Raw genomic sequence first — 24,498 nt, 5'->3', positions numbered from 1 at the left:
GAAAAAAATAGTCCAGTGATGATGGCAAAGAGGCCACACCCGTTCCCATCCCGAACACGGAAGTTAAGCTCTTTTGCGCCGATGGTAGTTGGGGGTCTCCCCCTGTGAGAGTAGGACGTCGCTGGGCACATGGAAAGTCGTTACCGTAGCCGGTAACGGCTTTTTTGTGCGTTCATTTATATGGATGAATCTGTCGGTTTTAAAATGAAGGAAGGATTTCTGTATAATGGACTATATTAAAGCAAATAAGGATGGCGATTATGACACAGCGAAAACCATTAGTAGCAGCATTAACCGAATTTCAACAGAAGCGACCCTTTTCTTTTCATGTGCCTGGGCATAAAAACGGGATGCTTTCAGGATTGCCAGCCGACTTTAAACAAGTACTTCCATATGATTTGACAGAGCTCACCGGCTTGGATGATTTGCATTACCCGGAAGAAGTCATCAAAGAAGCACAGCAACTGTTAGCTGAAACTTATGCCGCCGAGCATAGCTTTTTCTTAGTGAATGGTTCAACTGTTGGGAATTTGGCGATGATTTATGCGGTTTGCGGAGAAGGAGATCATGTAATCGTCCAAAGGAATTCACATAAATCCATCTTCCATGCTTTGGAGCTTGCAAAAGCCAGTCCAGTGTTTATATCGCCAGAATGGGACCAAACATCATTGACTGCTGGAGGGGTAAGGTTAACGGATGTCGAAGCGGTGATTCGAGAATATCCAAATGCAAAAGCTATAGTTCTCACGTATCCGAATTATTATGGAATGGCTTCAAACGAAATGGGGAAAATCATTGAATTGTGCCATGAACAAGGAATGCCGGTTTTGGTGGATGAAGCCCACGGAGCTCACTTTCAATTAGGAGCCCCTTATCCTTTATCCTCTTTAAAGATGGGAGCAGATGCGGTCGTCCATTCCGCACATAAGACATTGCCGGCGATGACAATGGGATCGTTTCTCCATATCCAAGGACCGCTCATTGCCGTAGATAAAGTAAGGAAGTATTTGCGGATGCTTCAATCCAGCAGTCCGTCTTATGTCATTATGGCATCATTGGATGATGCGAGATCCTACCTACAAACTTATTCCCAAGCAGACAAAAAGAGTTTTGAAGAAAAGCGCCGCCAATTTGTAGAAAGCTTAAAAAGCTTGCCGAATCTAGAAGTTTACGAAGCTGACGATCCGTTGAAATTGATGCTTCGTGTACCTTATCACAGCGGGTATCAGTTAAAGGAACAATTAGAGCAAGAAGGGATCCATGCCGAGCTGGCCGATCCTTATCAAGTATTATTGATTTTGCCTTTATTGAAGCGAGAGCACGGTTTTTCGTTTGCAGAGGTGAGAAGACGAGTCAAAGGCGCTTTGGCGAAATTAAAAGAAATTCCACGTAAAGCAGTGGATGTGACGGTGCAGCCGCAAGAGGCGGTAAGTAAGCTTGAAGCGACGTTTGCTGAACTGGAGGGTGAAGGGGAATGGATTTCTTATACGAAGGCCCAGGGGCGCATATCGGCAGCCATGATTGTGCCATATCCTCCTGGAATTCCGCTCGTGTTGGCAGGGGAGAGATGGAGCACCGATAAATTAGAGAGTTTGATGGACTATATAGCAACAGGTGCACAGATTCAAGGCGAACATCGGCTTTCTGAAAAATTAATTCGGGTGCTTCCTGAAAAAAATCGTCCATGAGGGCTTAGAAATGGGTATGGAGGAGTATACGAAATTCTACAGTCAGGAAGTGATGATCATGATGAGTGAGGAAAAGTACGCAATTGTGGATATCGGTTCTAACACGATGCGATTGGTCATTTATACACGGGATAAAAGTGGAAGATTGACGGAAAGCGAAAACGTCAAGGCGGTAGCGCGCTTGCGGAATTATTTGACGGCGGGCGGAGAAATGGGCAGTGAAGGAATCGATGTCCTGGTACATACTTTGCAGAGTTTCCAGGAAGTCACGCGGCATCATAATTTGCAAGAAGTAAAATGCGTCGCTACTGCAGCGATTCGCCAAGCCAATAACCAACAGGAAATTATCGACCGTGTGGAAGAGGAAACAGACTTTTCGATCCGGATTTTATCGGAATACGAAGAAGCCAATTACGGTTTTTTGGCAGTCGTCAATTCAACGCCTTTCAAGGACGGGATTACAGTGGATATTGGCGGAGGCAGTACCGAGATTACGTTTTTCGAAAATCGCAAATTGATTTATTTCTATAGTTTTCCGTTCGGGGCTTTGTCTTTAAAACAGCAGTTTATCAAAGGTGATATGCCAACAAAAGATGAATTGCGGAAGCTTCGGAAGTTTTTGCAGGAGCAGTTTGCAAGCTTGCCGTGGCTGACGGATAAAAAATTGCCATTGATCGGCATCGGGGGAAGTGCTCGGAATCTGGCCCAGGTCCACCAGGAGTATATTGAATACCCGGTCGCAGGCATTCATCAATACATGATGTCCATCAGCGAAGTCAAAAAGATGAATGCGATGCTATTATCCTTGGATTTTTCTGAAGTACAGAAAGTAGAAGGACTCTCAAAAGACCGTTCCGATATTATCATTCCAGCCATTGAAGTCTTTTCTTGCCTCATGGATTTGATCAAGGCTGAAACCTTTGTCTTGAGCCGAAAAGGACTGAGAGACGGCGTGTTTTATGAAGAATTGACAAAAGACTTCGAGCTGTCCATTTTCCCGAATGTCATGGAAGAAAGCTTTTATGAGCTAGCGAGTGATTACGACATCAATTTGACGCATGCCGCCCATGTCAGTACGTACGCATTGATGATTGCGCACGAATTGGAGAGAATTGGGCTGCTCGAATTGAATGAAGAGGATTTGAAATTCATCCGTCTTGGCAGTGCGTTGTATAACTTAGGCACTTATATCGATGCGGAAGCGAGCAACCAGCATACCTTCTATTTGCTGGCGAACCGCACCATCGACGGATTGCTTCATAAAGAGCGGCTGACTGTCGCTTTGGTTGCTTCCTTTAAAAATAAAGAAGTGTTCAAACGGAATGCAGCCCTCTACCAAGACTGGTATTCAAAAGAAGAGTTGGCAAAATACAGCCTTTTTGGCGCTATAGTCAAGCTCGCTTATAGTCTGAATGCGACAAAACGCAATATTATTGAATCTGTCCATGTCGATCCGGCTGCAGACGGTTTATTGTTCAATGTCGAATGCAATAATGACTGGAAACCAGAACAATACCAGGCAGAAAAGCAGAAAAAGCATTTGGAAAAGCAGTTGAAGAAAAATATCGATTTTCAATTTACATTATCTTAACAATCAAATCAGCCTTTAGGGAGCAACCACTAATTTCAACATGATAAAATTGAAAGAGCGGAAAATTGCAGGTAAAGGTGGCGGTGACGGTGAAAACGATGAACAAGCAGGAGGAAGAATTGAATAGCCCTTCTTACTATAACAATAGGGAACTTAGCTGGTTGGCTTTCAATGAGCGTGTATTGATGGAAGCGTTGGATAAGCGAAACCCGTTATTAGAGCGCTTTAAGTTTTTGGCCATTTTCAGCTCGAATCTGGATGAGTTTTTCATGGTTCGGGTAGCAGGGCTGCAAGACCAAGTGAAAGTGGGCTTTAGCAAGCCGGAAAACAAAGCCGGCATGTCTCCGAGGCTTCAATTAAAAGAAATTGCGAATAAAACCCATCAATTGGTGGAACTGCAGCATGAGACCCTTCAAAATGCATTGATTCCTGCGATGAAGCACGAAGGCGTCAAGTTTTTCAAAATGGAGGAATTGAATCCGCATGATTTGGAGTTTGTGGAGCGTTATTACGATGAACAGATTTTTCCGGTGTTGACGCCTATGGCCATCGACGCTTACCGGCCATTTCCCATGCTCCTCAATAAGAGCATCAATTTGGCGGTCGTCTTGGAAGACCGTAACGAAGAGGCTGAAGTGCGCTATAAGACGGCCATTGTCCAAGTCCCTTCTGTCATCGACCGTTTAGTGCAATTGGATGCCAAAGCAGGAAAAGAACGCATCGTCTTGCTCGAGGATATCATTAGCCACTTTATCGGGAAGCTGTTTCATGGCTTTACCGTTAAATCGGTATCGGTATTCCGGATTACTCGAAATGCAGATATGACCATCCACGAAGAAGGCGCACGTGATTTGCTGAAAGAAATTGAAAAAGAGTTGAGAAAGCGCAAATGGGGAGCAGCTGTCCGGCTGGAAATTCAAAAAGAAAGATTTGACCAAGAACTGCTGCCGTATTTGATGGATGAACTGGAAGTGCAGAAAAAAGATGTTTATGAAATCCATGGACCGCTTGACCTGACTCTATTTTTCAACTTTTATAAAACGATGCAGAAAACCCATGAAAAGTTAATCTATAGTGCCCGTATTTCCCAGCCATCGCCAGATCTTGCGTTCAATGAAAATATTTTTTTAAAAGTCATGGAAAAGGATTTGTTTCTCCACCATCCGTACCAGTCTTTCGAGCCGGTAGTCGAATTTGTTTCAGGAGCTGCTGATGATCCGGAAGTGCTTGCCATCAAACAGACGCTTTACCGGGTAAGCGGTGATTCTCCGATCATCAAAGCGTTAAAGCGGGCAGCTGAAAAAGGCAAGCAAGTGATGGTACTCGTCGAATTAAAGGCCCGTTTTGATGAAGAAAACAACGTTCAATGGGCAAAAGAGCTTGAACAGGCAGGATGCCATGTAATTTATGGAATGACCCATCTGAAAACGCATAGCAAAATTACGCTGGTGGTGAGAAAAAGAGACGACCACATTGAACGTTTTGTGCACTTAGGCACGGGGAACTATAACGACCAGACTGCTAAAGTCTATACGGATATGAGTTTGTTTACCTCGAAAAAGGAATTTGGTGTGGATGCGACGAACTTCTTTAATTACTTAAGCGGTTATACCGAAAAGCCGGAATTCCACCATCTTTCAGTCGCCCCTTTTACGATCCGGCATGACTTTATCCAATTGATCGAAGATGAAATCGAATTTCAGAAAAAACATGGCAATGGCCGCATTATCGCTAAAATGAACTCCTTGACCGATAAAACCATCATCAAAAAATTGTATCAGGCTTCGATTGCGGGTGTTCGGGTGGACTTGATCGTAAGAGGTATTTGCTGTCTGCGTCCGGGGATTAAAGGAGTTAGCGATCATATCCGGGTGATTAGCATCGTTGGCAGACTATTGGAGCATAGCCGCATCTATTATTTCCACCATAACGGCAAGGAAAAGGTATTTTTGTCTTCAGCCGATATGATGACCCGCAATATGGAAAACCGCATTGAAATCCTTTTCCCGCTTTATGATAAGGAGATCAAAAACCAAGTAAAGCATATTTTGGACGTGTCGTTGCAGGATAATGTAAAAGCGAGGGAACAGGATGCGCATGGGCGCTATCATTACGTAGAACGCAAAAAAGGCGAGCCCGAAATCAATAGCCAGCTTGTTTTATACAATGAAGCTTACCGAGTGGCAGAAGATGAAGAGTAAAAGGGAAAGCAGGTGCGTCGAGCATCTGTTTTTTTCATTAAGGCACAAGGCTTACAATGTATTAAGCAACTCCTTTCCTGTATAGTTAAAGGAGTAGAACATCAGGAAAACGGGTGAATGAATAGTGGGTTATTTAATTACATTAGAAGGCGGAGAAGGCTCAGGCAAAACGACGGTCTTGAAGCTGGTGGCGGAAGCGCTGCAGCAACAGGGATTTGAAGTCGAATGCACAAGAGAGCCGGGCGGCATTGAAATTGCCGAAGAGATTCGCCATGTCATTTTAGATAGCAAGAATACGAAAATGGATGGCCGTACAGAAGCTTTATTGTATGCGGCTGCCAGAAGACAGCATTTGGTCGAAAAAGTCATTCCAGCATTAGATGCTGGAAAAATCGTCTTATGCGATCGCTACATAGACAGCAGTTTGGCTTATCAAGGGCATGCAAGAGGGCTTGGGATAGCGGAAATCTATTCCATCAATAAATTCGCAATCGACGATTATATGCCGGATCTGACCTTGTATTTTGATGTCGAGCCGGAAATTGGCCTTAGCCGTATCGAAAAAGATCTGGTCAGAGAAGTGAATCGCCTCGATTTGGAGTCGATGAAATTCCATCTCTCTGTCAGAGAAGGCTACCAGATTTTGGTGGAACAATACCCGGAACGCATTCAAGTGATTGACGCATCTAAAGAATTACCACAGGTAGTTGAAGAAGCTTTGCAGAAAGTGGACGCGTTTATCAAAAAGCCGAAATGAAGGCAGTTGCGGCAATGAAAATGTATGGAATGTTAACTTATGAAGTTTACAATTCATGGTATACTAATTACAGAAAGACTATAAAAAGGAGTGAGTGCTGATGAAACTCGTCGTAGCAGTTGTGCAGGACCAAGACAGTAACCGATTATCCAACGCCTTAACCAAGAATGATTTCCGGGCTACAAAACTTGCCAGTACAGGAGGGTTTTTGCGCTCAGGAAATACCACCTTTTTAATCGGGGTGGAAGATGGCCTTGTACCGAAATTGATGGATTTGATCCGCGATAATTGCCGTTCACGTGAACAAATGGTCGCGCCGGTTTCGCCGATGGGCGGAAATGCCGATTCTTATATCCCGTATCCGGTAGAAGTAGAAGTAGGCGGAGCCACGATCTTCGTCTTGCCAATCGAGCAATTCCATCATTTCTAGAATCCCATTAATAGCATTCACGGTTGCCAGTCAACTATTATACAAGACACCCGTGCTCCATTTGGAACACGGGATTTTTTACAGAGGCTGAAGGTGAAAATGTGCAGAAAACAATTGAAGAGTTTCAAGAAATGCAGCCGGTCGTGATGAAAAGGCTGCAAGGTGCTTATAAGAAGGATCGATTGGCCCACGCCTATCTGTTCGAAGGCCCTGCAGGTTCCGGATTGACCGAAATCACACATTTTTTCGTGAAGCTTTTGCTTTGCGAAACTCCTTTAGAAAATGTTCCATGTGAAACATGCCGAAGCTGCCAGCTTTATAATTCCGGCAACCATCCGAATATTCTCTTCGTAGAACCGGATGGCCAAAACATCAAAATCGATCAAATCCGGGAATTGATCTTCAAGATGAATAAAACAGGCTTTAGTTCCGGCCGTAAGATATATGTGATCCAAGAAGCAGACCGTATGAATAATTCTTCTGCCAATGCGTTGTTAAAGTTCTTAGAAGAGCCGGAATTCAATGTGACAGCTATTTTGCTGACAGAGCGCTTAAATGCCATCATGACAACAATCCGTTCCCGCTGCCAGCTGGTATCCTTCCAACCGTTATCGAGGAAAAAAGTGATGGAGAAGTTGGTGCATGACGGCATGACCGCTTCAATGGCGGCAACGGTCAGCATGTTGACGCAGAGCACGGAAGAAGCAGTTCAGCTAGGTTCAGACGAAGATTTCATCCAACAGCGCAAGCTTGTGTTAAAATTAGTCGATGTTGCCAGCCAGAATGTCCACGAGGCGCTTTTATTGCTTCAATCGGAATGGCTTCCTTTATTTAAAGAAAAAGAGGATGCCGAAAGAGGGCTGGACATGTTATTATTTGCATATCGGGACATTGCTTCAGTAAAAGCGGGTCTCGAGACGGCAAGAACATATCCAGACATGGAAGAAACTTGGAAGCAGATGGCGTTGCAGCGTTCGTTTAACGTATTGTCTAAGCAATTGCAGGCTGTTTTGCAAGCTAAGCAGCAATTGCCGCGCAATATGAACCGGACACTGTTGATGGAGCAATTAATGCTAAATCTGCAGGAGGGGTAAGCGAGTGTATAACGTAATTGGTGTCCGCTTTAAAAAAGCGGGTAAAATATATTATTTTGACCCAGGAGAATTTGTGATTGAAAAAGACGATTACGTCATCGTTGAAACTGCACGAGGTGTGGAATACGGCAAAGTCGTCGTTCCCACCAAGACAGTTGAAGAACATGACGTCGTATTGCCGCTTAAGCAAGTGGTGCGCGTAGCAAGCGACCGCGATCGCCAACAGGTAGAAGAAAACCGCCTGGAAGCGAGCCGTGCGTTCGAGATGGGAACGGAAAAAATCGAAGAGCATCGCTTGGAGATGAAATTGGTTGATGTGGAATATACATTTGACCGCAATAAAGTCATTTTCTATTTCACGGCTGAAGGCCGTGTCGATTTCCGCAACTTGGTAAAAGATTTGGCGTCCATTTTCCGGACACGCATCGAATTGCGCCAGATCGGCGTACGTGATGAAGCGAAAATGCTTGGCGGCATCGGTCCATGCGGCCGCATGCTTTGCTGTTCAACATTCCTCGGTGATTTCGAACCGGTGTCGATCAAAATGGCGAAAGACCAAAACTTATCGTTGAATCCTTCGAAGATTTCAGGTTTATGCGGCCGGTTGATGTGCTGCTTGAAATACGAAAACGATGAATACGAAACAGCGAAAAAAGAAATGCCGGATGTAGGCGCACGTGTATCCACTCCGGATGGAGACGGCCGTGTAGTCAGCATGAATATTTTGGAGCGCGTCTTAAAAATCCGTCTTTCTGAGCAAGAACAGACACTAGAATATGCATTAAGTGAGATAATGGGCCAAGGAACGAGAGCGTGAGGTGGTTTAAGTGAAAGAAAAGAACTTTTTAGACACGGTGATGGATTTTGAGCAACAACTCGAGTCAATGCAAGAACAATTTCGCGAATTGAAAGCGGTAGTGGCCCATACAATGGAAGAGCATCATGCACTGCAGCTAGAGAATCATCATTTGCGCGCACGACTGGATGAACTTCATAAAGCTGTTCCTGAAACAGCAGTAGTGGATCCAGTGAAATTGAAAAAAGCGGTCATGGATATCGGAGAAGGCTACGATAATTTAGCGCGCCTTTACCATGAAGGGTATCATGTCTGCAATGTTCATTTCGGCAGTTCCAGAAAAGGCGACGATTGCCTGTTTTGTTTATCGTTCTTGAACAAACAAAATTAAAATGCCAGTTTAACCGAAAGGCTTCCGACACTCCGTGTGGCGGCAGCCTTTTGTTATTAGATAAGAAAATAGAGAATGCAGACTTGCGTGTTCTGCCTTAAAGCAGGATGGTTGCGACAAGGAACTTAGGTTGCCTGTCTCAGATGGGCGCTTGCGCATTTCTTTAGAGGAGTTGAAACAAATGTTGATAGATGACGAACGGCTCGATTATTTATTGGCAGAAGATTTACGGATTATCCAGAGCCCTTCGGTGTTTTCGTTTTCGTTGGATGCGGTGCTCTTGGCACGGTTTGCTTATGTTCCTTTGAAGCGTGGGAAAATCGTCGATTTGTGTACGGGAAATGGAGCCATTCCACTATTCTTGAGTGCCCGGACGGAATCGTCGATTATCGGTGTGGAACTGCAGGAGCGGTTGGTCCATATGGCGCGCAGAAGCGTTGCGTATAATAACTTAACGGAACAAATCGAAATCATCGAAGGCGATGTCAAAGAAATTCCGGCACGCTTGGGAATCGAAAAATACGATGTGGTCACATGCAACCCGCCTTATTTTCCAGCCCATGAAATGAGCGATAAGAACATCAGTGAGCATATGGCGATTGCCCGGCATGAACTCCATTTAACATTGGATGAAGCTGTAAATGCCGCGAGCAAGCTATTGAAGCAAGGCGGAAAAGCGGCATTCGTCCATCGTTCGGGAAGGCTGATTGATATCATTTCTGCTATGCGGGCGAACCGATTAGAGCCGAAACGCATTCGCCTCGTGTATCCGAAAGAAGGAAAAGAAGCCAATACCTTATTGATTGAAGGGATTAAAGACGGCAAGCCTGATTTGAAAATCCTTCCGCCGCTGATTGTCTATAATTCCGGAGGCGAATACACAGAAGAAGTGAGAGCGTTGCTTTATGGAGACAAATAATCATTATTTCTATGTATTGGAATGTGCAGACGGTTCCTACTACGCCGGCTACACGAATGATTTAGAGAAACGCTTGGCAGCACATAATGCAGGAAAAGGCGCGAAGTATACCCGAGCTAAAGGGCCTGTAAAAATGATTCACCATGAACGTTTTGACACGAAACCGCTGGCGATGAAGGCGGAATATGCTTTTAAGCAATTGCCGAAGCCGAAGAAGGTCCGTTATATTGCTGAAGGGAAGGGAGAGAGCCGATGAAATCTCAAAAAAGTTTTTTGGAAAACAAAGCCACGCTTTATCTCGTAGCCACACCAATTGGCAATTTGGAAGACATGACGGTACGGGCGATCCGTATATTAAAAGAAGTGGATATTATTGCTGCGGAAGATACCCGCAACACGAAACAGCTTTGCAATTATTTTGAAATCCAGACGAAGCTTGTCAGCTACCATGAACATAATCAGGAAAGCGGCGGATTTAAAATTCTCTCGTATTTGCAGGAAGGCAAGTCCGTTGCGCTCGTCAGCGATGCCGGCATGCCTTGCATTTCCGATCCAGGGGAAGATATTGTCCGCCGGGCAGTAGCGGAAGACTTCCCTGTGGTGCCAGTGCCAGGAGCCAATGCTGCACTCAGCGCTTTGATTGCATCAGGCATTTCGCCGCAGCCATTCCTCTTCTATGGATTCTTATCGCGCAATAAAAAAGAGCGGCAGGCTGAACTGGAAGTGCTCAGCCAAAAACAGGAAACGCTGATTTTTTATGAAGCGCCGCATCGTTTAAAGGAAAGCTTAAAATCGGTGCAAAAAGCATTCGGAGACGACCGGAAGATAGTTATGGCACGCGAAGTGACCAAAAAGTTTGAAGAGTTTCTGCGAGGCACGGTTGGAGAAGCAGCAGTCTGGGCTGAAGAGAATACAATCCGTGGTGAATTTTGCATTATAATAGAAGGAAATGATTCACCGGATCTTGAAATTCAGGAACAATGGTGGGAATCGTTGTCGATTTCCGCGCATGTCGAAGAATTGATGAAGAAAAAAGATCTTTCTTCGAAAGAGGCCATTAAAGAAGTTGCAGTGGAGCGGAAAATGTCGAAGCGCGACGTGTACCAAGAGTATCATGTCTGATAAAAATAGCGCCATTTGCAGGAATCAAAAAAACCGAAACGCAAGATGCGTTTCGGTTTTTCTATCTGATTTACTTTTTAAGATTGCTCTGAATCTCATTAACGAGCATTTCAGCGCCTTCTTTGCTCAAAATCAGCTTACCGCCAACAAGTTGCATGTTTTCATCGGAAACTTCTCCGGTAACAGCGCAAGTCATATTTGGTAAGTATTTTTTTAATATAATTTTGTCATCATCTACGTAAATTTCCAATGCGTCTTTCTCAGCGATCCCTAATGTGCGGCGTAATTCAATTGGAATAACAACGCGGCCTAATTCGTCAACTTTACGTACGATACCTGTTGATTTCATGTTTATAATCTCCCCTCAAATTTGTCGGATGTTTTCGTCAAAATTCGACATTTACCACTTCCTGTCATAAATCATACCAACTACTGGCAATTTGGTCAATATAAAACTATCGAAATCATAATAAATTTTGATAATTTGTGACGTGAATTTGATATATTTTTTCATTTTTTTATTCTATTTTTGAAATTTCTTTTCAAGGGCTCAAAACTGCCTTTTTTTATGGAATAATTTGTATTTATTTTGTCGAAAAAGGGTGAAGGAATTGAAAGATTGTACAAAATTGTCGACTTCGTTAAAATAAGAACTATACAAAGAAACTGGAGGAATTTTTCGTGACTGCTAAAAACAAAACATTTTACCTCACTACACCCATTTATTATCCAAGCGGAAAATTCCATATCGGAACGGCTTATACGACAGTCGCATCCGATGCAATGGTCCGTTACAAGCGCTTGCGTGGTTTTGACGTCCGGTTTTTGACGGGAATGGACGAGCACGGCCAAAAAATTGAAGAAAAAGCGCAAGAAGCAGGTCTTGCGCCGCAAGAATACGTCGACAACATGGCAGCAGCAGCTAAAAACGTATGGTCGATCATGGACATCACTTACGATGATTTCATTCGTACGACTGAAGATCGCCATAAAAAAGGCGTTGAAAAGATTTTCCAGACGTTCTTGGACAATGGCGATATTTATAAAGGCCAGTACGAAGGCTGGTACTGCACGCCGTGTGAATCGTTTTATACCGAAGCGCAGCTAGTGGACGGCAAATGTCCTGATTGCGGACGCCCAGTCCATAAAGTGAAAGAAGAGTCATACTTCTTTAATATGAAGAAATATGCCGACCGTTTATTGGATTATTACGAGAATCATTTGGAATTCATTGAACCGGAATCACGGAAAAATGAGATGATCAATAACTTCATCAAGCCGGGTCTGGAAGATCTTTCGGTTTCACGTACTTCCTTTGACTGGGGCATCCCGGTTCCTGGAGATCCAAAACACGTTATCTACGTATGGGTAGATGCTTTATCCAACTATATTACATCTCTTGGGTATGGATCGGACGACGATTCGGCATTCAATAAATACTGGCCGGCAGATGTGCATGTAGTCGGAAAAGACATAGTCCGTTTCCATACGATCTATTGGCCGATTTTCTTGATGGCGCTTGATCTGCCATTGCCGAAGAAAATCTTTGCGCATGGTTTTATCATGATGAAGGACGGCAAAATGTCGAAATCAAAAGGCAATGTCGTTTATCCGGAAATGCTGGTTGAACGCTATGGCTTAGATGCAACCCGCTATTTCCTTTTGCGTGAATTGCCATTCGGCTCTGACGGCGTCTTTTCACCGGAATCATTCGTAGAACGCACCAACTATGACTTAGCGAATGACTTAGGAAATCTCTTGAACCGGACAGTTTCGATGATCAATAAATACTTCGATGGTGAAATTCCTCAAATTCAAGGGCAAGTAACGGAATTTGACGGTGTGCTGCAGGAAGTGGCGAAACAGACGGTTGCAACGTATGAACAGCATATGGAAAAAATGCAGTTCAGCATGGTCTTAAGCGAAATTTGGGCATTGATTTCCCGGACGAATAAATACATCGATGAAACGCAGCCATGGGTTTTGGCAAAAGATGAAGCATTAAAAGATCAATTGGCTTCTGCGATGGCCCATTTAGCAGAAAGCTTGCGCATGACAGCGGTTATGCTGCAGCCGTTCTTGCCTAATGCCCCTAAACAAATTATTGAACAGCTTGGTTTAACAGAAGAGTCACTGGCATGGGAGACATTGGATAGCTTCGGTAAAATTCCAGCGGGCACAAAAGTGGCAGCAAAAGGAACGCCGATTTTCCCGCGTCTTGAAGTAGAGCCGGAAGTGGCTTATATCCGTGACCAAATGCGCGGAGACACTGCGCCTGCAGAAGTTGAAGAAATAATAGAAGAAACTCCGGAAGTGCCGGACGTTCCAGAAATCACAATCAATGATTTCATGAAAGTTGATTTGCGGGTCGGAACGGTCACAGCTTGTGAACCGGTGCCGAAAACGTCGAAATTATTAAAGCTTCAACTTGATATGGGATATGAGCAGCGCCAAGTAGTATCCGGTATTGCCGAACATTACAAACCCGACGACTTAGTCGGCAAAAAAGTGATTGTAGTGGCGAATTTGAAACCGGTCAAACTTCGTGGGGAACTGTCGCAAGGAATGATTTTAGCTGGAGAGAAAAACGGCTATTTGACCTTAGCGGAAGTTGATCAGAAATTGCCGAACGGTGCTCAAGTTAAGTAAATTGCCATAATGCACAGACAACAAAAAAATAATAAAATGGCCTGTTTATTAACGCAGGCCATTTTTTATTTTGGCTTAAATTGGTTAATATTTATCAGGGAAAGTTCGTTTTGATATCGAAAAAACATGTTTTGTTATACAAATGTAATATTGGTGTGAAGAAAGAAATAGGATAAACCATTAAAATAAGGATTAATGTGAGGAGAATGAATATGTTTATTGATACCCACGTACATTTAAACGCAGATCAATATGATGAAGATTTACAAGAAGTCATTGACCGTGCATTAGAAAACAATGTTACAAAAATGATTGTTATCGGCTTTGACCGCAAAACGATCGAAAGAGCGATGGACCTAACAGAGAAATACGAGTTTATATACGCAGTGGTTGGTTGGCATCCGGTCGACGCCATTGACTGCACCCCAGAAGATTTGCAGTGGATTGAAGAATTGGCAGCCCATCCGAAAGTGGTCGGCATCGGCGAAACAGGTTTGGATTACCACTGGGACAAATCGCCGAAAGAAGTGCAGCAGGAAGTTTTCCGGAAACAGATTCAGTTGGCAAAGAAAGTTCAGTTGCCGATTATTATCCATAACCGAGAAGCAACAGAAGATGTGTTGCGCATCTTGAAAGAAGAAAAGGCCGAAGAAGTAGGCGGCGTGATGCATTGCTTCAGCGGCAGCGTCGAAACTGCCCGTGAAAGCATTGACATGAATTTCATGATTTCGTTAGGAGGTCCTGTTACATTCAAAAATGCCAAGAAGCCGAAAGAAGTAGCCGAACTGATTCCGATCGAACATTTGATGATCGAAACAGATGCCCCGTATTTGGCGCCGCATCCTTATCGCGGCAAACGAAATGAACCTTCTTACGTGCCTTTGGTGGCCGAGGAAATTGCCCGCTTAAAAGGATTGACCGTAGAAGAAGTGGGAGAAAAAACAACCAAGAACGCCGAGCGATTTTTTAAGTTGAAATGATAAACCCAGATACTCAGCAGGATGATTTAGTTCTTGCTGAGCCTTTGTTTGGGGAAAATGTAGGGGACGTCCTTAAAAGCCTTTAAGTTGACACCTTGAATTCGAGACTATATAATCACTCAAGTGAATGAGGAGGAGTTATTTTTGACAGAAAAAGCAAATAATAGTAAGTCCGCAAATGTGTTCAAAGGAAAATCTTTAGTTGTTGCCATTGCGACTGTTTTACTTTTTGCTGCTGTTTTGACGTTCGCTATTTATGAAGGAACGAAAAACACAGTAACAATGACAGCGAATGGAAAAACGACAGAAGTGAAGACGCATGCGGACTCAGTAGGGGCATTTCTTGAAGAACAAGAAATCCAAGTCAGTGAACATGATTATTTAAGCCAAGCCAAAGATGCTGCCATCGAAGATGATGTAGCCATCGAATGGGAACAGGCAAAAGAATATAAAGTCGAAGTAGACGGCAAACAACAAGCCGCTTGGACAACAGATAATACAGTGGAAGCAATTTTAGCGAAAGCTGACATTGAAGTGACAGAGCACGACAAAGTATCACCTGCATTAGAAGAAGAGGTAGATGCGGATACAGCGATTTCTGTAGAAAAAGCATACGAGGTCACAATCCTTGATGGTTTGGAAGAGAAAAAAGTATGGTCCACTTCGACTACGGTCGCTGACTTTTTAAAACAGCACAAGATTTCTTTAGGCGAACTTGACCGGGTTGAAAATGGAATGGATGAAATGGTCGTTCCAAATTCGAAAGTAAAAGTAGTTCGCGTCGAAAAGGTCACCGATGTAGTTGAGGATTCTGTGAAATTTGCCCAAGAAACGAAGAAAGACGCTTCGCTTCTAAAAGGGAAAAAGAAACTTGTTCAAAAAGGTGAAAATGGAGTCGTTGCGAAAACGTACGAAGTGATCAAAGAAAACGGCAAAGAAGTAAAACGCGCGTTGAAAAAAGAAAAAACAGTAAAAGAACCAAAGAAACACGTGGTAGCGGTTGGAACAAAAGTAGTGGTAGCAAGCGTTTCCCGTGGAGCAGATTCCAAAGCTCCAGCTAAGAAAGCTTCTTCCAACCAAGCAGTCGTCAAAACAGCTGCTGCAACTAATGCAGCGCCATCGGGCGGCAAAGAGTTTTATGTATCTGCAACTGCCTATACGGCTAGCTGTGCAGGATGCTCCGGCATTACAGCTACAGGCATCAACTTAAAAGCCAATCCCGGCTTAAAAGTGATTGCTGTAGATCCAAATGTTATTCCTCTAGGCTCAAAAGTCTGGGTTGAAGGCTACGGCTATGCGGTAGCTGGCGATACAGGCGGTGCGATCAAAGGAAATAAAATCGACCTATTCGTTCCAAATCAATCAGATGCATTGGCTTTTGGACGCAAGCAAGTGAAAATTAAGGTCCTTAATTAGTATAGAAGGATTTTCTTTAAAGGCTTTCCCTAACTGGGGAAAGCCTTTTACATATTCAGGCGGCTGTGTGTAAAATGGAACAAGATAGGCAGGAAAGAGGAAGACGAATGAAGATTAATGAAATCATCGTAGTAGAAGGCAAAGATGATACCGTAGCTATTAAGCGTGCAGTGGATGCAGATACAATCGAAACGAATGGCTCGGCCATTTCCAAAGAGACGCTTCAGCGTATTCGCCATGCCCAAGAAAAGCGGGGCGTTATTGTATTTACAGACCCGGATTATCCAGGGCAGCGAATCCGTGCTATTATTGAAGAATATGTGCCTCAAGTGAAACATGCATTTCTTGCGAAAGAAAAGACCATTGCGAAGAATGGCAAAGGGCTTGGCATTGAACATGCGTGTGATGAAGACATTCGAGAAGCATTGTCCGCAATTTACACGCCGCGGGAAAAAGACGGCGCAATAGAGATTACAATGGAAGACTTGATCGATGCAGCGCTTGTTGCGCATCCTCAAGCTAAAATACGCAGAACACGGGTAGGAGAGCTTTTGCAGATCGGCTATACGAACGGAAAACAGCTTCAGAAACGGCTCCACATGTTCGGGATTACAAAAGCGCAATTTATAGAAGCGGTACAAGCGGTAAATCAGGAGGAACTTTGATGACTAAAGATATTGCAACGCCCATTCGGACCCAGGAGATCATGGCCAAACACGGTTTGAAAGTGAAGAAAAGTTTAGGCCAGAACTTTTTGATCGATCCGAATATTTTACGGAAAATAGTTGGCCAGGCGAATTTGACGAAAGAATCAGCGGCTATTGAAATCGGGCCAGGCATCGGTGCTTTAACCGAGCATTTGGCAAGAGATGCTGGGAAAGTGCTGGCATTCGAAATCGACCAGCGGCTTTTGCCGGTTCTAGAAGATACGTTGTCGCCTTATGATAATATTTCCATCGTCCATTCAGATGTGTTGAAAGTGGACGTCCTTGCAGAGATTGAAAAAGAATTAGCCGGCTATGAAGATATCATGGTAGTGGCGAACTTGCCTTATTATGTCACGACACCAATCATTATGAAGCTATTGCTTGAAAAACTGCCGATCCGTGGGTTGGTTGTTATGCTGCAAAAAGAAGTGGCGGAGCGCATTACGGCAAAGCCTGGCAGCAAAGCTTATGGATCTTTGTCCATCGCGATCCAATACTACACAGAAGCGGAAATGGCTTTAACTGTGCCAAAAACGGTCTTCCTGCCGCAGCCAAATGTAGATTCTGCTGTGATCCGGATGATCAAGCGGCCTGAGCCGCAAGTCAAAGTCATCGATGAAGACTTTTTCTTTACAGTCACAAGAGGTTCTTTTGTCCAACGGAGAAAAACGATTTTAAACAACCTTCAATCGGCGATGCCGCTGGGCAAAGAGAAAAAGGAATTCATTTTGAAAGCGTTGGAAGAAGCAGGGATTGAGCCTTCGCGCCGGGGAGAGACCTTGACGATTAAGGAATTCGGTTTGCTGGCAGATAAGCTTTACGCATATTTCAAATAAAAGTGGAAGCTTGTTACAAAATTGGCACATGAGCTTCTCGAAAAAGATATTTCGAATAAAAAAATATTGACAGTAACTATAGAACGCTGATAAAATATTAAATTTGCTTGACAAAATAGTCGTATTTTGCTATAATTTATTTATAGTGAGGTGTAGACAAGATGCCCAAAACTTTGGCGGATATTAAAAAATCGTTAGATCTACATTTAGGGAAACGATTGATTTTGAAGGCAAACGGAGGACGCAAGAAAACGGTGGAACGTGCCGGAATTTTGCGGGAAACGTATCACTCCGTGTTCGTAATTGAGCTTGATCAAGATGAGCATGCATTTGAACGTGTGTCTTACAGCTACGCAGACATCCTGACAGAAGCAGTAGAAATTACTGTTTATGAAGGAACAGAAGAAGAACTTGTTGTTAGATAATGAATTCATATTTATATTTTGTAAAATCCACACCTGTTGTTTGAACAGGGTCGTGGATTTTTTTGTTTTTTCAGGGTTGCTGGATTTCAGATTTTCTTAATTCTTCCTATTCGAGCCGCTTGTGTTAAAATAGTGTTCATCAGAATAGTAAAGGAGGCAGTGGAATGCTCTACGTAAAGGCGCCTGCCAAAATCAATTTAACGTTAGATGTTTTACATAAAAGGCCGGACAATTACCATGAAATCGAAATGATCATGACAACTGTCGACCTGGCTGACCGCATCGGCTTGAAAGCGACAGAAAGCGGAATCCATATTGAATCCGCTGACCGCTTTGTCCCAAACGATTCGCGCAACTTGGCTTATCAAGCTGCACAGCTGCTAAAAGATAAATTCCATATCAAGTCAGGGGTTATCATTTCTTTGGACAAACAGATTCCTGTAGCAGCTGGCCTGGCTGGAGGAAGCAGCGACGCAGCTGCCACTTTGAAAGGCTTAAACCAATTATGGCAATTAAACTTATCGTTGGATGAACTCGCAGAGCTTGGCGCGCAAATCGGATCAGATGTCTCGTTTTGCGTATACGGAGGCACAGCGCTAGCCAAAGGGCGTGGAGAAATCATCCAGGAGCTGCCAACACCGCCGAATTGCTGGGTGATCTTAGCGAAACCGACGATTGGCGTGTCAACTGCAGACGTCTATGGGGCTTTTGATGTTACAAAAGCGGAGCATCCGAATACCCAAGCAATGATTGAAGCGTTGGAGACTGGCGATTACCAAGCCATGTGCGACAATCTTGGCAATGCGTTGGAAAGCGTGACCTTAAATCTATATCCGGAAGTGGCACAGATCAAAGAACAAATGAAGAAGTTTGGTGCAGATGCTGTATTAATGAGTGGAAGCGGCCCGACCGTATTCGGCTTGGTCCACCAGGAAGCCCGGATTCCCCGTATTTACAACGGTTTAAGAGGATTTTGCGCAGAAGTTTATGCCGTGCATTTGATTGGCGAACGGGATCCCCTTGCTTAAATACGTATATTTATGGTAAATTTTCTATAAATCATTCGTGTTTAGGAGAGGGTAGTATGAAGTGGAAGCGCAGTGAACGTTTAGTTGATATGACGCATTATCTTTTGGAACATCCACATAAGTTAATTCCTCTTACATATTTTTCGGATCTTTACGAATCCGCTAAGTCTTCGATCAGCGAAGATTTGGGGATTGTTAAAGAGACCTTTGAAGAAAAAGGAATTGGGCTGTTGATGACTGTGCCGGGAGCAGCAGGCGGCGTAAAATACGTCCCGAAACTGCAAAAGCCAGAAATCAAAGCCATTATGGATGAATTGATTGAAGAATTAAGCCATTCGGACCGGCTATTGCCGGGCGGCTATCTTTACATGACCGATGTGCTTGGCAATCCAAGCATCATGAACCGGGTCGGCAAAGTGTTTGCAACAGCTTTCGCCGATGAAAAAATTGACGTCATCATGACCGTAGCGACAAAGGGCATCCCGATTGCCCATGCTATCGCCCGCCATTTGAATGTGCCGGTTGTCATTGTCAGACGAGACAGCAAGGTAACAGAAGGATCTACAGTCAGCATCAATTATGTGTCCGGTTCATCTCGCCGCATCCAGACAATGGTTTTGTCGAAGCGGAGCATGAAAAGCGGACAACGTGTCTTGATCACCGACGATTTTATGAAAGTCGGCGGAACGATGAATGGCATGAAGAATTTATTGGAAGAATTTGAATGCACCCTTGCCGGAGTCGCGGTACTCGTCGAAGCCGAGCATTCAGATGAACAACTTGTTGAGAAATACCTATCATTGGTTAAATTGCGTGAAGTCAGTGAAAAAGAACGCAAAATTGCTCTTGAAGAAGGAAACTATTTTACAAATGGAGGGTTTTAACATGAAATTTGTAGCAACCGATCAAGCAGCCGCAGCAATTGGCCCATACTCGCAAGGTGTGATTGCAGGAAATCTGTTTTACAGTTCCGGCCAGATCCCGTTGACGCCATCAGGGGAAATGGTGGAAGGGTCAATTGTCGACCAAACCCACCAAGTATTTGCCAACTTGAAAGCCGTTCTGACAGAAGCGGGCTCTTCTCTTGAAGGCGTGATCAAAACCACGGTATTCATTAAAGACATGAATGATTTTGCAGCGTTGAATGAAGTGTATGCTTCGTATTTCGGCGATCACAAACCTGCCCGCTCTACTGTAGAAGTGGCACGGTTGCCAAAAGATGCAAAAGTTGAAATTGAAGTCATTGCAGCACTTGCTGAATAAGCCATCCTTCGGGATGGTTTTTTCTTTGCTCTTTTATACACGGGAAACTCAGACGGGCGGTTTCCGCATTTCTTTCTGTCCAGCTCCGGCAGCCAGATTGACTTATGCCCGGCGAATCTGAACGGGCTGCTTTCGCTTTTCGTTATTGTCCAGCTGCAAGAGCCAGCTTCTCGGTCGTAAGCCAGCCCACTGCGGCGGCAACAGCCTCCTCGCGGTCTGTCTTACGACTGCCGAAGCTAAGCGGCTCTTTCCGCTTTTCTACTCATTAATTAAATTTTCTAATAAATTTTGTAATTTATGAAGGAGTTTAGTCCTTTGCATCGAATTACCTTAAGAGCATTCTATTTTGCAACTTAGAAGAGAGGTGGTGAAACAATGGAAGTAACTGATGTAAGGCTTCGGCGAGTGCAAACGGATGGTCGGATGCGGGCTATCGCTTCCATCACATTGGACAACGAATTTGTTGTACATGATATCCGGGTAATCGATGGCAATGAAGGGTTGTTTGTGGCAATGCCAAGTAAACGGACACCAGATGGGGAGTTTAGAGACATTGCCCATCCGATCAACTCCAGCACACGCAATAAATTACAAACAGCAGTATTAACTGCTTACCAGCAAAGTGAAAATGATCCGGTTTTTGAAGAAGCCGGTGTTTAATTGAGCCACCTCTTGAGCCTTCGTCCATTGAAAGGCTCTTTTTTATTTTCGTGAAATAATGTCATCGGATTGTCATGCCCCGAAACCTTGAAAAATCAAGGTTTTTCCGGTATAGTTAAGGATAGTGCAGGAGTTTGACGTTCGATAGAAGTATTCAAATCAGCACTTTTTTACTCATCAATCGCCTGTTAACGTGTTCTGTTTCCATATGTAAGGTCCAAATCGTCGAATCGGCGTTTTTTTTTGGAGATTTAGTTAAGGTTTTGGCAGAACAGGGAATATGGACAAATAGATAATAAATACATACAGACGGAGGATCGACTATATGACAAATACATACGCAGTCATTTTAGCTGCTGGGCAAGGAACACGCATGAAGTCAAAGCTTTATAAAGTGCTTCACCCTGTTTGCGGCATGCCGATGGTAGAGCATGTTGCTAACAATGTACAACAATTGGGTGCTGAAAAAATTGTTACGATCGTCGGCCACGGTGCTGAAAAAGTGCAGCAGCAGCTTGGAGAAAAAAGCGAGTATGCGCTGCAAGAAGAACAACTTGGAACGGCGCATGCCGTCCAACAGGCAGCTTCAATGATCGAAGGTTTGCCTGGAACGACTTTAGTTGTCTGCGGTGATACACCGTTGATCCGTCCGGAAACGATGGAAGCTTTGCTTAGCCATCACGCAGAGACGGCAGCGAAAGCCACTATTTTAACAGCGATTGCCGAGAACCCAACCGGCTATGGCCGAATTCTTCGCGATGAAACAGGCAGCGTTTCAAAAATTGTGGAACAAAAAGACGCTTCTGCAGAAGAGCAGAAAGTGAAAGAAATCAATACCGGAACTTATTGCTTCGACAATGAAGCACTTTTTGAAGCATTGAAACACGTTTCAAATAACAATGCACAAGGCGAATATTACTTGCCAGACGTCATTGAAATCCTTCAAAAACAAGGTGAAGTGGTTGCGGCTTACGCGACGGATAGCTTTGAAGAAACACTTGGCGTCAATGACCGTGTCGCTTTGAGCCAAGCTGAGGGAATCATGCGCAGCCGCATTGCTGAAAAGCATATGCGTGCAGGCGTAACGATCATTGATCCAGCAACTGCGTACATCAGCGCAGAAGCGGTAATCGGAGCGGATACGATCATCCAGCCGAATGTAACGATTGAAGGAAATTCAGTGATCGGTGAAGATTGCATCATCACATCCAACAGCCATATCAGTAACAGCACGATTGGCAGCCGGACAGAAATCCGTTCTTCTCATGTCTACGACAGCAAAGTCGGAGAAGATACAGCAGTTGGCCCATTTGCACATTTGCGTCCGGAGACGGAGCTTGGCAATGAAGTGAAAATCGGCAATTTTGTCGAAGTGAAGAAATCCACTGTCGGAAACGGCAGCAAAGTCTCCCACCTAAGCTATATCGGAGATGCCCTTGTAGGAACAAACGTCAATATCGGCTGCGGCAGCATCACAGTCAATTACGACGGTAAAAATAAACATCTGACAACGATTGAAGACGATTCGTTTATCGGCTGCAATTCCAACTTGGTTGCACCAGTGACGGTCGGCAAAGGGTCGTTTATCGCAGCGGGATCAACGATTTCAAAAGACGTTCCAGCAGATTCCCTAGCTATTGCACGCGCTCGGCAAGAAAACAAAGAAGGTTATGTCAGTAAATTAAACCTGAAAAAATAGGAGGCTACACACGTAATGAGTTATCAAATTGATGCAGCGACCACTAAAATGAAAATCTTTTCATTGAATTCCAATCAAGGATTAGCAGAGGAAATTGCAGAGCACGTAGGTTTGCCATTAGGAAAAAGTTCAGTCACCCATTTCAGCGACGGTGAAATCCAGATCAATATCGAAGAAAGCATCCGCGGCTATGATGTCTTCATCGTTCAATCTACCTCACAGCCGGTCAATGAAAACCTGATGGAATTATTGATTATGATCGATGCTGTCAAACGTGCTTCGGCTCGTACAGTAAACGTTGTAATGCCTTATTACGGTTATGCGCGCCAAGACCGCAAAGCCCGTTCACGTGAACCGATTACGGCTAAATTGGTAGCAAACCTATTAGAGACTGCAGGGGCGACTCGCGTCATTGCACTCGATTTGCATGCTCCTCAAATTCAAGGATTCTTTGATATCCTGATTGATCATTTGGTAGCTGTGCCTCTTATTTCAGACTACTTCTTAAAAGAAAGCGGCATCGATTTGGAAAACGTTATCGTTGTTTCTCCTGACCATGGCGGTGTAACGCGTGCCCGCAAAATGGCGGATCGCCTGAAAGCGCCAATCGCGATTATCGATAAACGCCGTCCGCGTCCGAACGTAGCGGAAGTCATGAACATCATTGGGAATGTTGAAGGCAAAACGGCTATCATCATCGATGACATCATTGATACAGCTGGAACGATTTCAATTGCTGCAAGCGCATTGATCGAAAGCGGAGCAAAAGAAGTTTATGCATGCTGTACACACCCGGTCCTTTCAGGTCCTGCTGTCGGCCGCATCAACGATTCTGTCATCAAGGAATTGATTATCACGAATTCCATCGCGTTGCCGGAAGAAAAGAAATCACCAAAAATCAAGCAGCTGTCTGTTGCGAAATTATTGGCTGAAACAATCGTCCGCGTACACGAACAAAAATCTGTCAGCACGTTATTTGACTGAGTTTAAAATCTCGGTAAGCTGAAATGAAGATTTGTAATTACAAATCGATTCGCAGCTATATCGCGGAATATCACTTAAATAAGTAAATGGATTTTACGCTGCTTATACAGCTCACTTTCCTGAAAGGTTTGGCTTTTGCAAGATAGGGTAAATACTTACTATGCATAATTAAACTGGAGGATGAAGAATATGAGCACAAAAATTACAGCGCAAAAAAGAGAAAGCGGTACGCCGCATTCATCATTAACTGAATTAAGAGGAAAAGGTGATGTTCCAGGAGTCGTTTACGGCTTCCAGACAGAGACCACTCCTTTAGTGGTATCGGAAATTGATTTGATTAAAACCTTGCGTGAATCTGGACGCAATGGCGTCATCAACTTAGAAATTGATGGAAAATCCATAAACGTAGTATTGAATGATTTCCAAAGAGATGCGTTAAAAGGAAACTTTGAGCATGTCGATTTCTTAGCGATTAACATGTCTGATGAACTTGAAGTTTCAGCGGCTGTCCATATGGTCGGCGAATCTCCAGGAGAAAAAGAAGGCGGCGTTGTCAATCAGCCTAACCGCGAAGTGACCATCAAAGTGAAGCCTTCTGACATTCCGGATGCAGTAGAAGTGGATGTTTCCAACTTGGCGATTGGCGATACATTGACAGTCGGCGATATCCGTGGAAACGTTTCGTATGAAATTTTAGATGAAGATGACTTCATTTTAGTCTCTGTTACAGCTCCTCGTTCTCAAGAAGAGTTGGATGAACTTGAAGCGCCTGCTGAAGATGCAGCTGGAGAGCCAGAAGTAATCAATGGCGACGCTGAAGACGGCGAAAAAGAAGCTTAATCAAAAAAGAAAAGGGGCTGTC

Annotated in this window: 25 protein-coding genes and 1 rRNA gene; 25 read left to right on the top strand and 1 reads right to left on the bottom strand. The window is 44.0% G+C overall.

From position 1 onward, the window contains the following. Positions 1 to 11: 11 nt before the first annotated feature. The 12 genes from rrf to rsmI all read left to right on the top strand — a co-directional run bounded on the left by rrf (position 12) and on the right by rsmI (position 10,989). A 5S ribosomal RNA gene (rrf, locus tag NFU07_RS17210) occupies positions 12 to 127 on the top strand. A gap of 133 nt (positions 128 to 260) precedes the next feature. Then, positions 261 to 1,688: an aminotransferase class I/II-fold pyridoxal phosphate-dependent enzyme gene (locus NFU07_RS17205; RefSeq protein WP_251480446.1), complete on the top strand. Its 1,428-nt coding sequence runs from the start codon at positions 261 to 263 to the stop codon at positions 1,686 to 1,688. Positions 1,689 to 1,749: 61 nt separating this feature from the next. Next, complete coding sequence (ppx, locus tag NFU07_RS17200; RefSeq protein WP_397443747.1) at positions 1,750 to 3,279, top strand: exopolyphosphatase; 1,530 nt, start codon at positions 1,750 to 1,752, stop codon at positions 3,277 to 3,279. Positions 3,280 to 3,377: 98 nt separating this feature from the next. Then, entirely contained in the window at positions 3,378 to 5,480 is a 2,103-nt protein-coding gene (locus NFU07_RS17195) for an RNA degradosome polyphosphate kinase (protein WP_251480451.1), read from the top strand. 121 nt (positions 5,481 to 5,601) lie between these two features. Then, positions 5,602 to 6,237 carry a dTMP kinase gene (gene tmk, locus NFU07_RS17190; RefSeq protein ID WP_251480448.1) on the top strand — a complete coding sequence of 212 codons (636 nt, stop codon included), beginning with the start codon at positions 5,602 to 5,604 and terminating at the stop codon, positions 6,235 to 6,237. A gap of 100 nt (positions 6,238 to 6,337) precedes the next feature. Then, a complete protein-coding gene (locus NFU07_RS17185) occupies positions 6,338 to 6,667 on the top strand; it encodes a cyclic-di-AMP receptor (RefSeq protein ID WP_052649532.1) in 330 nt (109 codons plus the stop codon). A gap of 101 nt (positions 6,668 to 6,768) precedes the next feature. Continuing rightward, positions 6,769 to 7,761: a DNA polymerase III subunit delta' gene (gene holB / locus NFU07_RS17180; RefSeq protein WP_251480443.1), complete on the top strand. Its 993-nt coding sequence runs from the start codon at positions 6,769 to 6,771 to the stop codon at positions 7,759 to 7,761. Positions 7,762 to 7,765: 4 nt separating this feature from the next. Then, positions 7,766 to 8,578, top strand: a complete 813-nt coding sequence (locus tag NFU07_RS17175; RefSeq protein WP_235197755.1) for a PSP1 domain-containing protein — start codon at positions 7,766 to 7,768, stop codon at positions 8,576 to 8,578. Between the two features lie 10 nt (positions 8,579 to 8,588). Next, positions 8,589 to 8,948, top strand: a complete 360-nt coding sequence (gene yabA / locus NFU07_RS17170; RefSeq protein WP_260107713.1) for a DNA replication initiation control protein YabA — start codon at positions 8,589 to 8,591, stop codon at positions 8,946 to 8,948. 181 nt (positions 8,949 to 9,129) lie between these two features. Continuing rightward, the gene (locus tag NFU07_RS17165) at positions 9,130 to 9,867 is read left to right on the top strand and encodes a tRNA1(Val) (adenine(37)-N6)-methyltransferase (protein ID WP_397443746.1); all 738 of its coding nucleotides are present in this window, start codon (positions 9,130 to 9,132) and stop codon (positions 9,865 to 9,867) included. Beyond that, a complete protein-coding gene (locus NFU07_RS17160) occupies positions 9,854 to 10,123 on the top strand; it encodes a GIY-YIG nuclease family protein (RefSeq protein WP_251480436.1) in 270 nt (89 codons plus the stop codon). The genes NFU07_RS17165 and NFU07_RS17160 overlap by 14 nt, the downstream gene beginning before the upstream one ends. Next, positions 10,120 to 10,989, top strand: coding sequence for a 16S rRNA (cytidine(1402)-2'-O)-methyltransferase (gene rsmI / locus NFU07_RS17155; protein ID WP_251480433.1), 870 nt, complete (start codon positions 10,120 to 10,122; stop codon positions 10,987 to 10,989). Before NFU07_RS17160 ends, rsmI begins: the two co-directional genes overlap by 4 nt. 70 nt (positions 10,990 to 11,059) lie before the next feature. On the opposite strand, the gene NFU07_RS17150 is transcribed toward rsmI, so the two are convergent. Then, a complete protein-coding gene (locus NFU07_RS17150; RefSeq protein WP_052649525.1) occupies positions 11,060 to 11,338 on the bottom strand; it encodes a transition state genes transcriptional regulator AbrB in 279 nt (92 codons plus the stop codon). Between the two features lie 332 nt (positions 11,339 to 11,670). Between NFU07_RS17150 and metG the strand changes: the two genes are divergently transcribed. The 13 genes from metG (at position 11,671) to NFU07_RS17085 (ending at position 24,476) form a co-directional block, all read left to right on the top strand. After that, positions 11,671 to 13,638 (top strand): methionine--tRNA ligase, encoded by a 1,968-nt coding sequence (metG, locus tag NFU07_RS17145; protein ID WP_251480431.1) that lies wholly within the window; start codon positions 11,671 to 11,673, stop codon positions 13,636 to 13,638. Positions 13,639 to 13,850: 212 nt separating this feature from the next. Further along, positions 13,851 to 14,618, top strand: a complete 768-nt coding sequence (locus NFU07_RS17140; RefSeq protein WP_251480428.1) for a TatD family hydrolase — start codon at positions 13,851 to 13,853, stop codon at positions 14,616 to 14,618. Between the two features lie 144 nt (positions 14,619 to 14,762). Beyond that, positions 14,763 to 16,034 (top strand): G5 and 3D domain-containing protein, encoded by a 1,272-nt coding sequence (locus NFU07_RS17135; RefSeq protein WP_251480425.1) that lies wholly within the window; start codon positions 14,763 to 14,765, stop codon positions 16,032 to 16,034. Positions 16,035 to 16,141: 107 nt separating this feature from the next. Then, on the top strand, positions 16,142 to 16,699 hold the full coding sequence (gene rnmV, locus NFU07_RS17130; RefSeq protein ID WP_251480420.1) for a ribonuclease M5: 558 nt from the start codon (positions 16,142 to 16,144) through the stop codon (positions 16,697 to 16,699). Then, complete coding sequence (gene rsmA / locus NFU07_RS17125; RefSeq protein WP_251480417.1) at positions 16,699 to 17,577, top strand: 16S rRNA (adenine(1518)-N(6)/adenine(1519)-N(6))-dimethyltransferase RsmA; 879 nt, start codon at positions 16,699 to 16,701, stop codon at positions 17,575 to 17,577. The genes rnmV and rsmA overlap by 1 nt, the downstream gene beginning before the upstream one ends. 161 nt (positions 17,578 to 17,738) lie before the next feature. After that, positions 17,739 to 18,002, top strand: coding sequence for a biofilm formation stimulator Veg (gene veg, locus NFU07_RS17120; protein ID WP_052649519.1), 264 nt, complete (start codon positions 17,739 to 17,741; stop codon positions 18,000 to 18,002). A gap of 164 nt (positions 18,003 to 18,166) precedes the next feature. Then, positions 18,167 to 19,030: a 4-(cytidine 5'-diphospho)-2-C-methyl-D-erythritol kinase gene (gene ispE / locus NFU07_RS17115; RefSeq protein WP_251480414.1), complete on the top strand. Its 864-nt coding sequence runs from the start codon at positions 18,167 to 18,169 to the stop codon at positions 19,028 to 19,030. Between the two features lie 56 nt (positions 19,031 to 19,086). Next, positions 19,087 to 19,914 carry a pur operon repressor gene (gene purR, locus NFU07_RS17110; protein WP_235197762.1) on the top strand — a complete coding sequence of 276 codons (828 nt, stop codon included), beginning with the start codon at positions 19,087 to 19,089 and terminating at the stop codon, positions 19,912 to 19,914. A gap of 1 nt (position 19,915) precedes the next feature. After that, positions 19,916 to 20,293: a RidA family protein gene (locus NFU07_RS17105; RefSeq protein ID WP_251480412.1), complete on the top strand. Its 378-nt coding sequence runs from the start codon at positions 19,916 to 19,918 to the stop codon at positions 20,291 to 20,293. Positions 20,294 to 20,668: 375 nt separating this feature from the next. Continuing rightward, positions 20,669 to 20,953 (top strand): septation regulator SpoVG, encoded by a 285-nt coding sequence (gene spoVG, locus NFU07_RS17100; protein ID WP_052649515.1) that lies wholly within the window; start codon positions 20,669 to 20,671, stop codon positions 20,951 to 20,953. Positions 20,954 to 21,278: 325 nt separating this feature from the next. Continuing rightward, positions 21,279 to 22,652, top strand: coding sequence for a bifunctional UDP-N-acetylglucosamine diphosphorylase/glucosamine-1-phosphate N-acetyltransferase GlmU (glmU, locus tag NFU07_RS17095; RefSeq protein ID WP_251480409.1), 1,374 nt, complete (start codon positions 21,279 to 21,281; stop codon positions 22,650 to 22,652). Positions 22,653 to 22,667: 15 nt separating this feature from the next. Further along, positions 22,668 to 23,636, top strand: a complete 969-nt coding sequence (locus NFU07_RS17090; protein WP_235197765.1) for a ribose-phosphate diphosphokinase — start codon at positions 22,668 to 22,670, stop codon at positions 23,634 to 23,636. Between the two features lie 189 nt (positions 23,637 to 23,825). Then, entirely contained in the window at positions 23,826 to 24,476 is a 651-nt protein-coding gene (locus tag NFU07_RS17085; RefSeq protein ID WP_251480406.1) for a 50S ribosomal protein L25/general stress protein Ctc, read from the top strand. The last annotated feature ends 22 nt before the right edge of the window (positions 24,477 to 24,498 follow it).

Source organism: Planococcus sp. NCCP-2050, assembly GCF_023708025.1.
In the GTDB taxonomy this organism is placed as follows: Bacteria; Bacillota; Bacilli; order Bacillales_A; family Planococcaceae; genus Planococcus.
Note: the sequence above shows the minus strand (reverse complement) of the source record. Positions and strands in the feature narration are given on the sequence as shown.

Excerpts from the sequence above, each read along its gene's own strand:
- NFU07_RS17205 (WP_251480446.1), top strand. The coding sequence starts at position 261 with ATGACACAGCGAAAACCATTAGTAGCAGCATTAACCGAATTTCAACAG.
- ppx (WP_397443747.1), top strand. The coding sequence starts at position 1,750 with ATGAGTGAGGAAAAGTACGCAATTGTGGATATCGGTTCTAACACGATG.
- NFU07_RS17195 (WP_251480451.1), top strand. The coding sequence starts at position 3,378 with ATGAACAAGCAGGAGGAAGAATTGAATAGCCCTTCTTACTATAACAAT.
- NFU07_RS17185 (WP_052649532.1), top strand. The coding sequence starts at position 6,338 with ATGAAACTCGTCGTAGCAGTTGTGCAGGACCAAGACAGTAACCGATTA.
- NFU07_RS17165 (WP_397443746.1), top strand. The coding sequence starts at position 9,130 with ATGTTGATAGATGACGAACGGCTCGATTATTTATTGGCAGAAGATTTA.
- NFU07_RS17160 (WP_251480436.1), top strand. The coding sequence starts at position 9,854 with ATGGAGACAAATAATCATTATTTCTATGTATTGGAATGTGCAGACGGT.
- rsmI (WP_251480433.1), top strand. The coding sequence starts at position 10,120 with ATGAAATCTCAAAAAAGTTTTTTGGAAAACAAAGCCACGCTTTATCTC.
- NFU07_RS17150 (WP_052649525.1), bottom strand. The coding sequence starts at position 11,338 with ATGAAATCAACAGGTATCGTACGTAAAGTTGACGAATTAGGCCGCGTT.
- NFU07_RS17140 (WP_251480428.1), top strand. The coding sequence starts at position 13,851 with ATGTTTATTGATACCCACGTACATTTAAACGCAGATCAATATGATGAA.
- rnmV (WP_251480420.1), top strand. The coding sequence starts at position 16,142 with ATGAAGATTAATGAAATCATCGTAGTAGAAGGCAAAGATGATACCGTA.
- rsmA (WP_251480417.1), top strand. The coding sequence starts at position 16,699 with ATGACTAAAGATATTGCAACGCCCATTCGGACCCAGGAGATCATGGCC.
- veg (WP_052649519.1), top strand. The coding sequence starts at position 17,739 with ATGCCCAAAACTTTGGCGGATATTAAAAAATCGTTAGATCTACATTTA.
- ispE (WP_251480414.1), top strand. The coding sequence starts at position 18,167 with ATGCTCTACGTAAAGGCGCCTGCCAAAATCAATTTAACGTTAGATGTT.
- purR (WP_235197762.1), top strand. The coding sequence starts at position 19,087 with ATGAAGTGGAAGCGCAGTGAACGTTTAGTTGATATGACGCATTATCTT.
- NFU07_RS17105 (WP_251480412.1), top strand. The coding sequence starts at position 19,916 with ATGAAATTTGTAGCAACCGATCAAGCAGCCGCAGCAATTGGCCCATAC.
- spoVG (WP_052649515.1), top strand. The coding sequence starts at position 20,669 with ATGGAAGTAACTGATGTAAGGCTTCGGCGAGTGCAAACGGATGGTCGG.
- glmU (WP_251480409.1), top strand. The coding sequence starts at position 21,279 with ATGACAAATACATACGCAGTCATTTTAGCTGCTGGGCAAGGAACACGC.
- NFU07_RS17090 (WP_235197765.1), top strand. The coding sequence starts at position 22,668 with ATGAGTTATCAAATTGATGCAGCGACCACTAAAATGAAAATCTTTTCA.
- NFU07_RS17085 (WP_251480406.1), top strand. The coding sequence starts at position 23,826 with ATGAGCACAAAAATTACAGCGCAAAAAAGAGAAAGCGGTACGCCGCAT.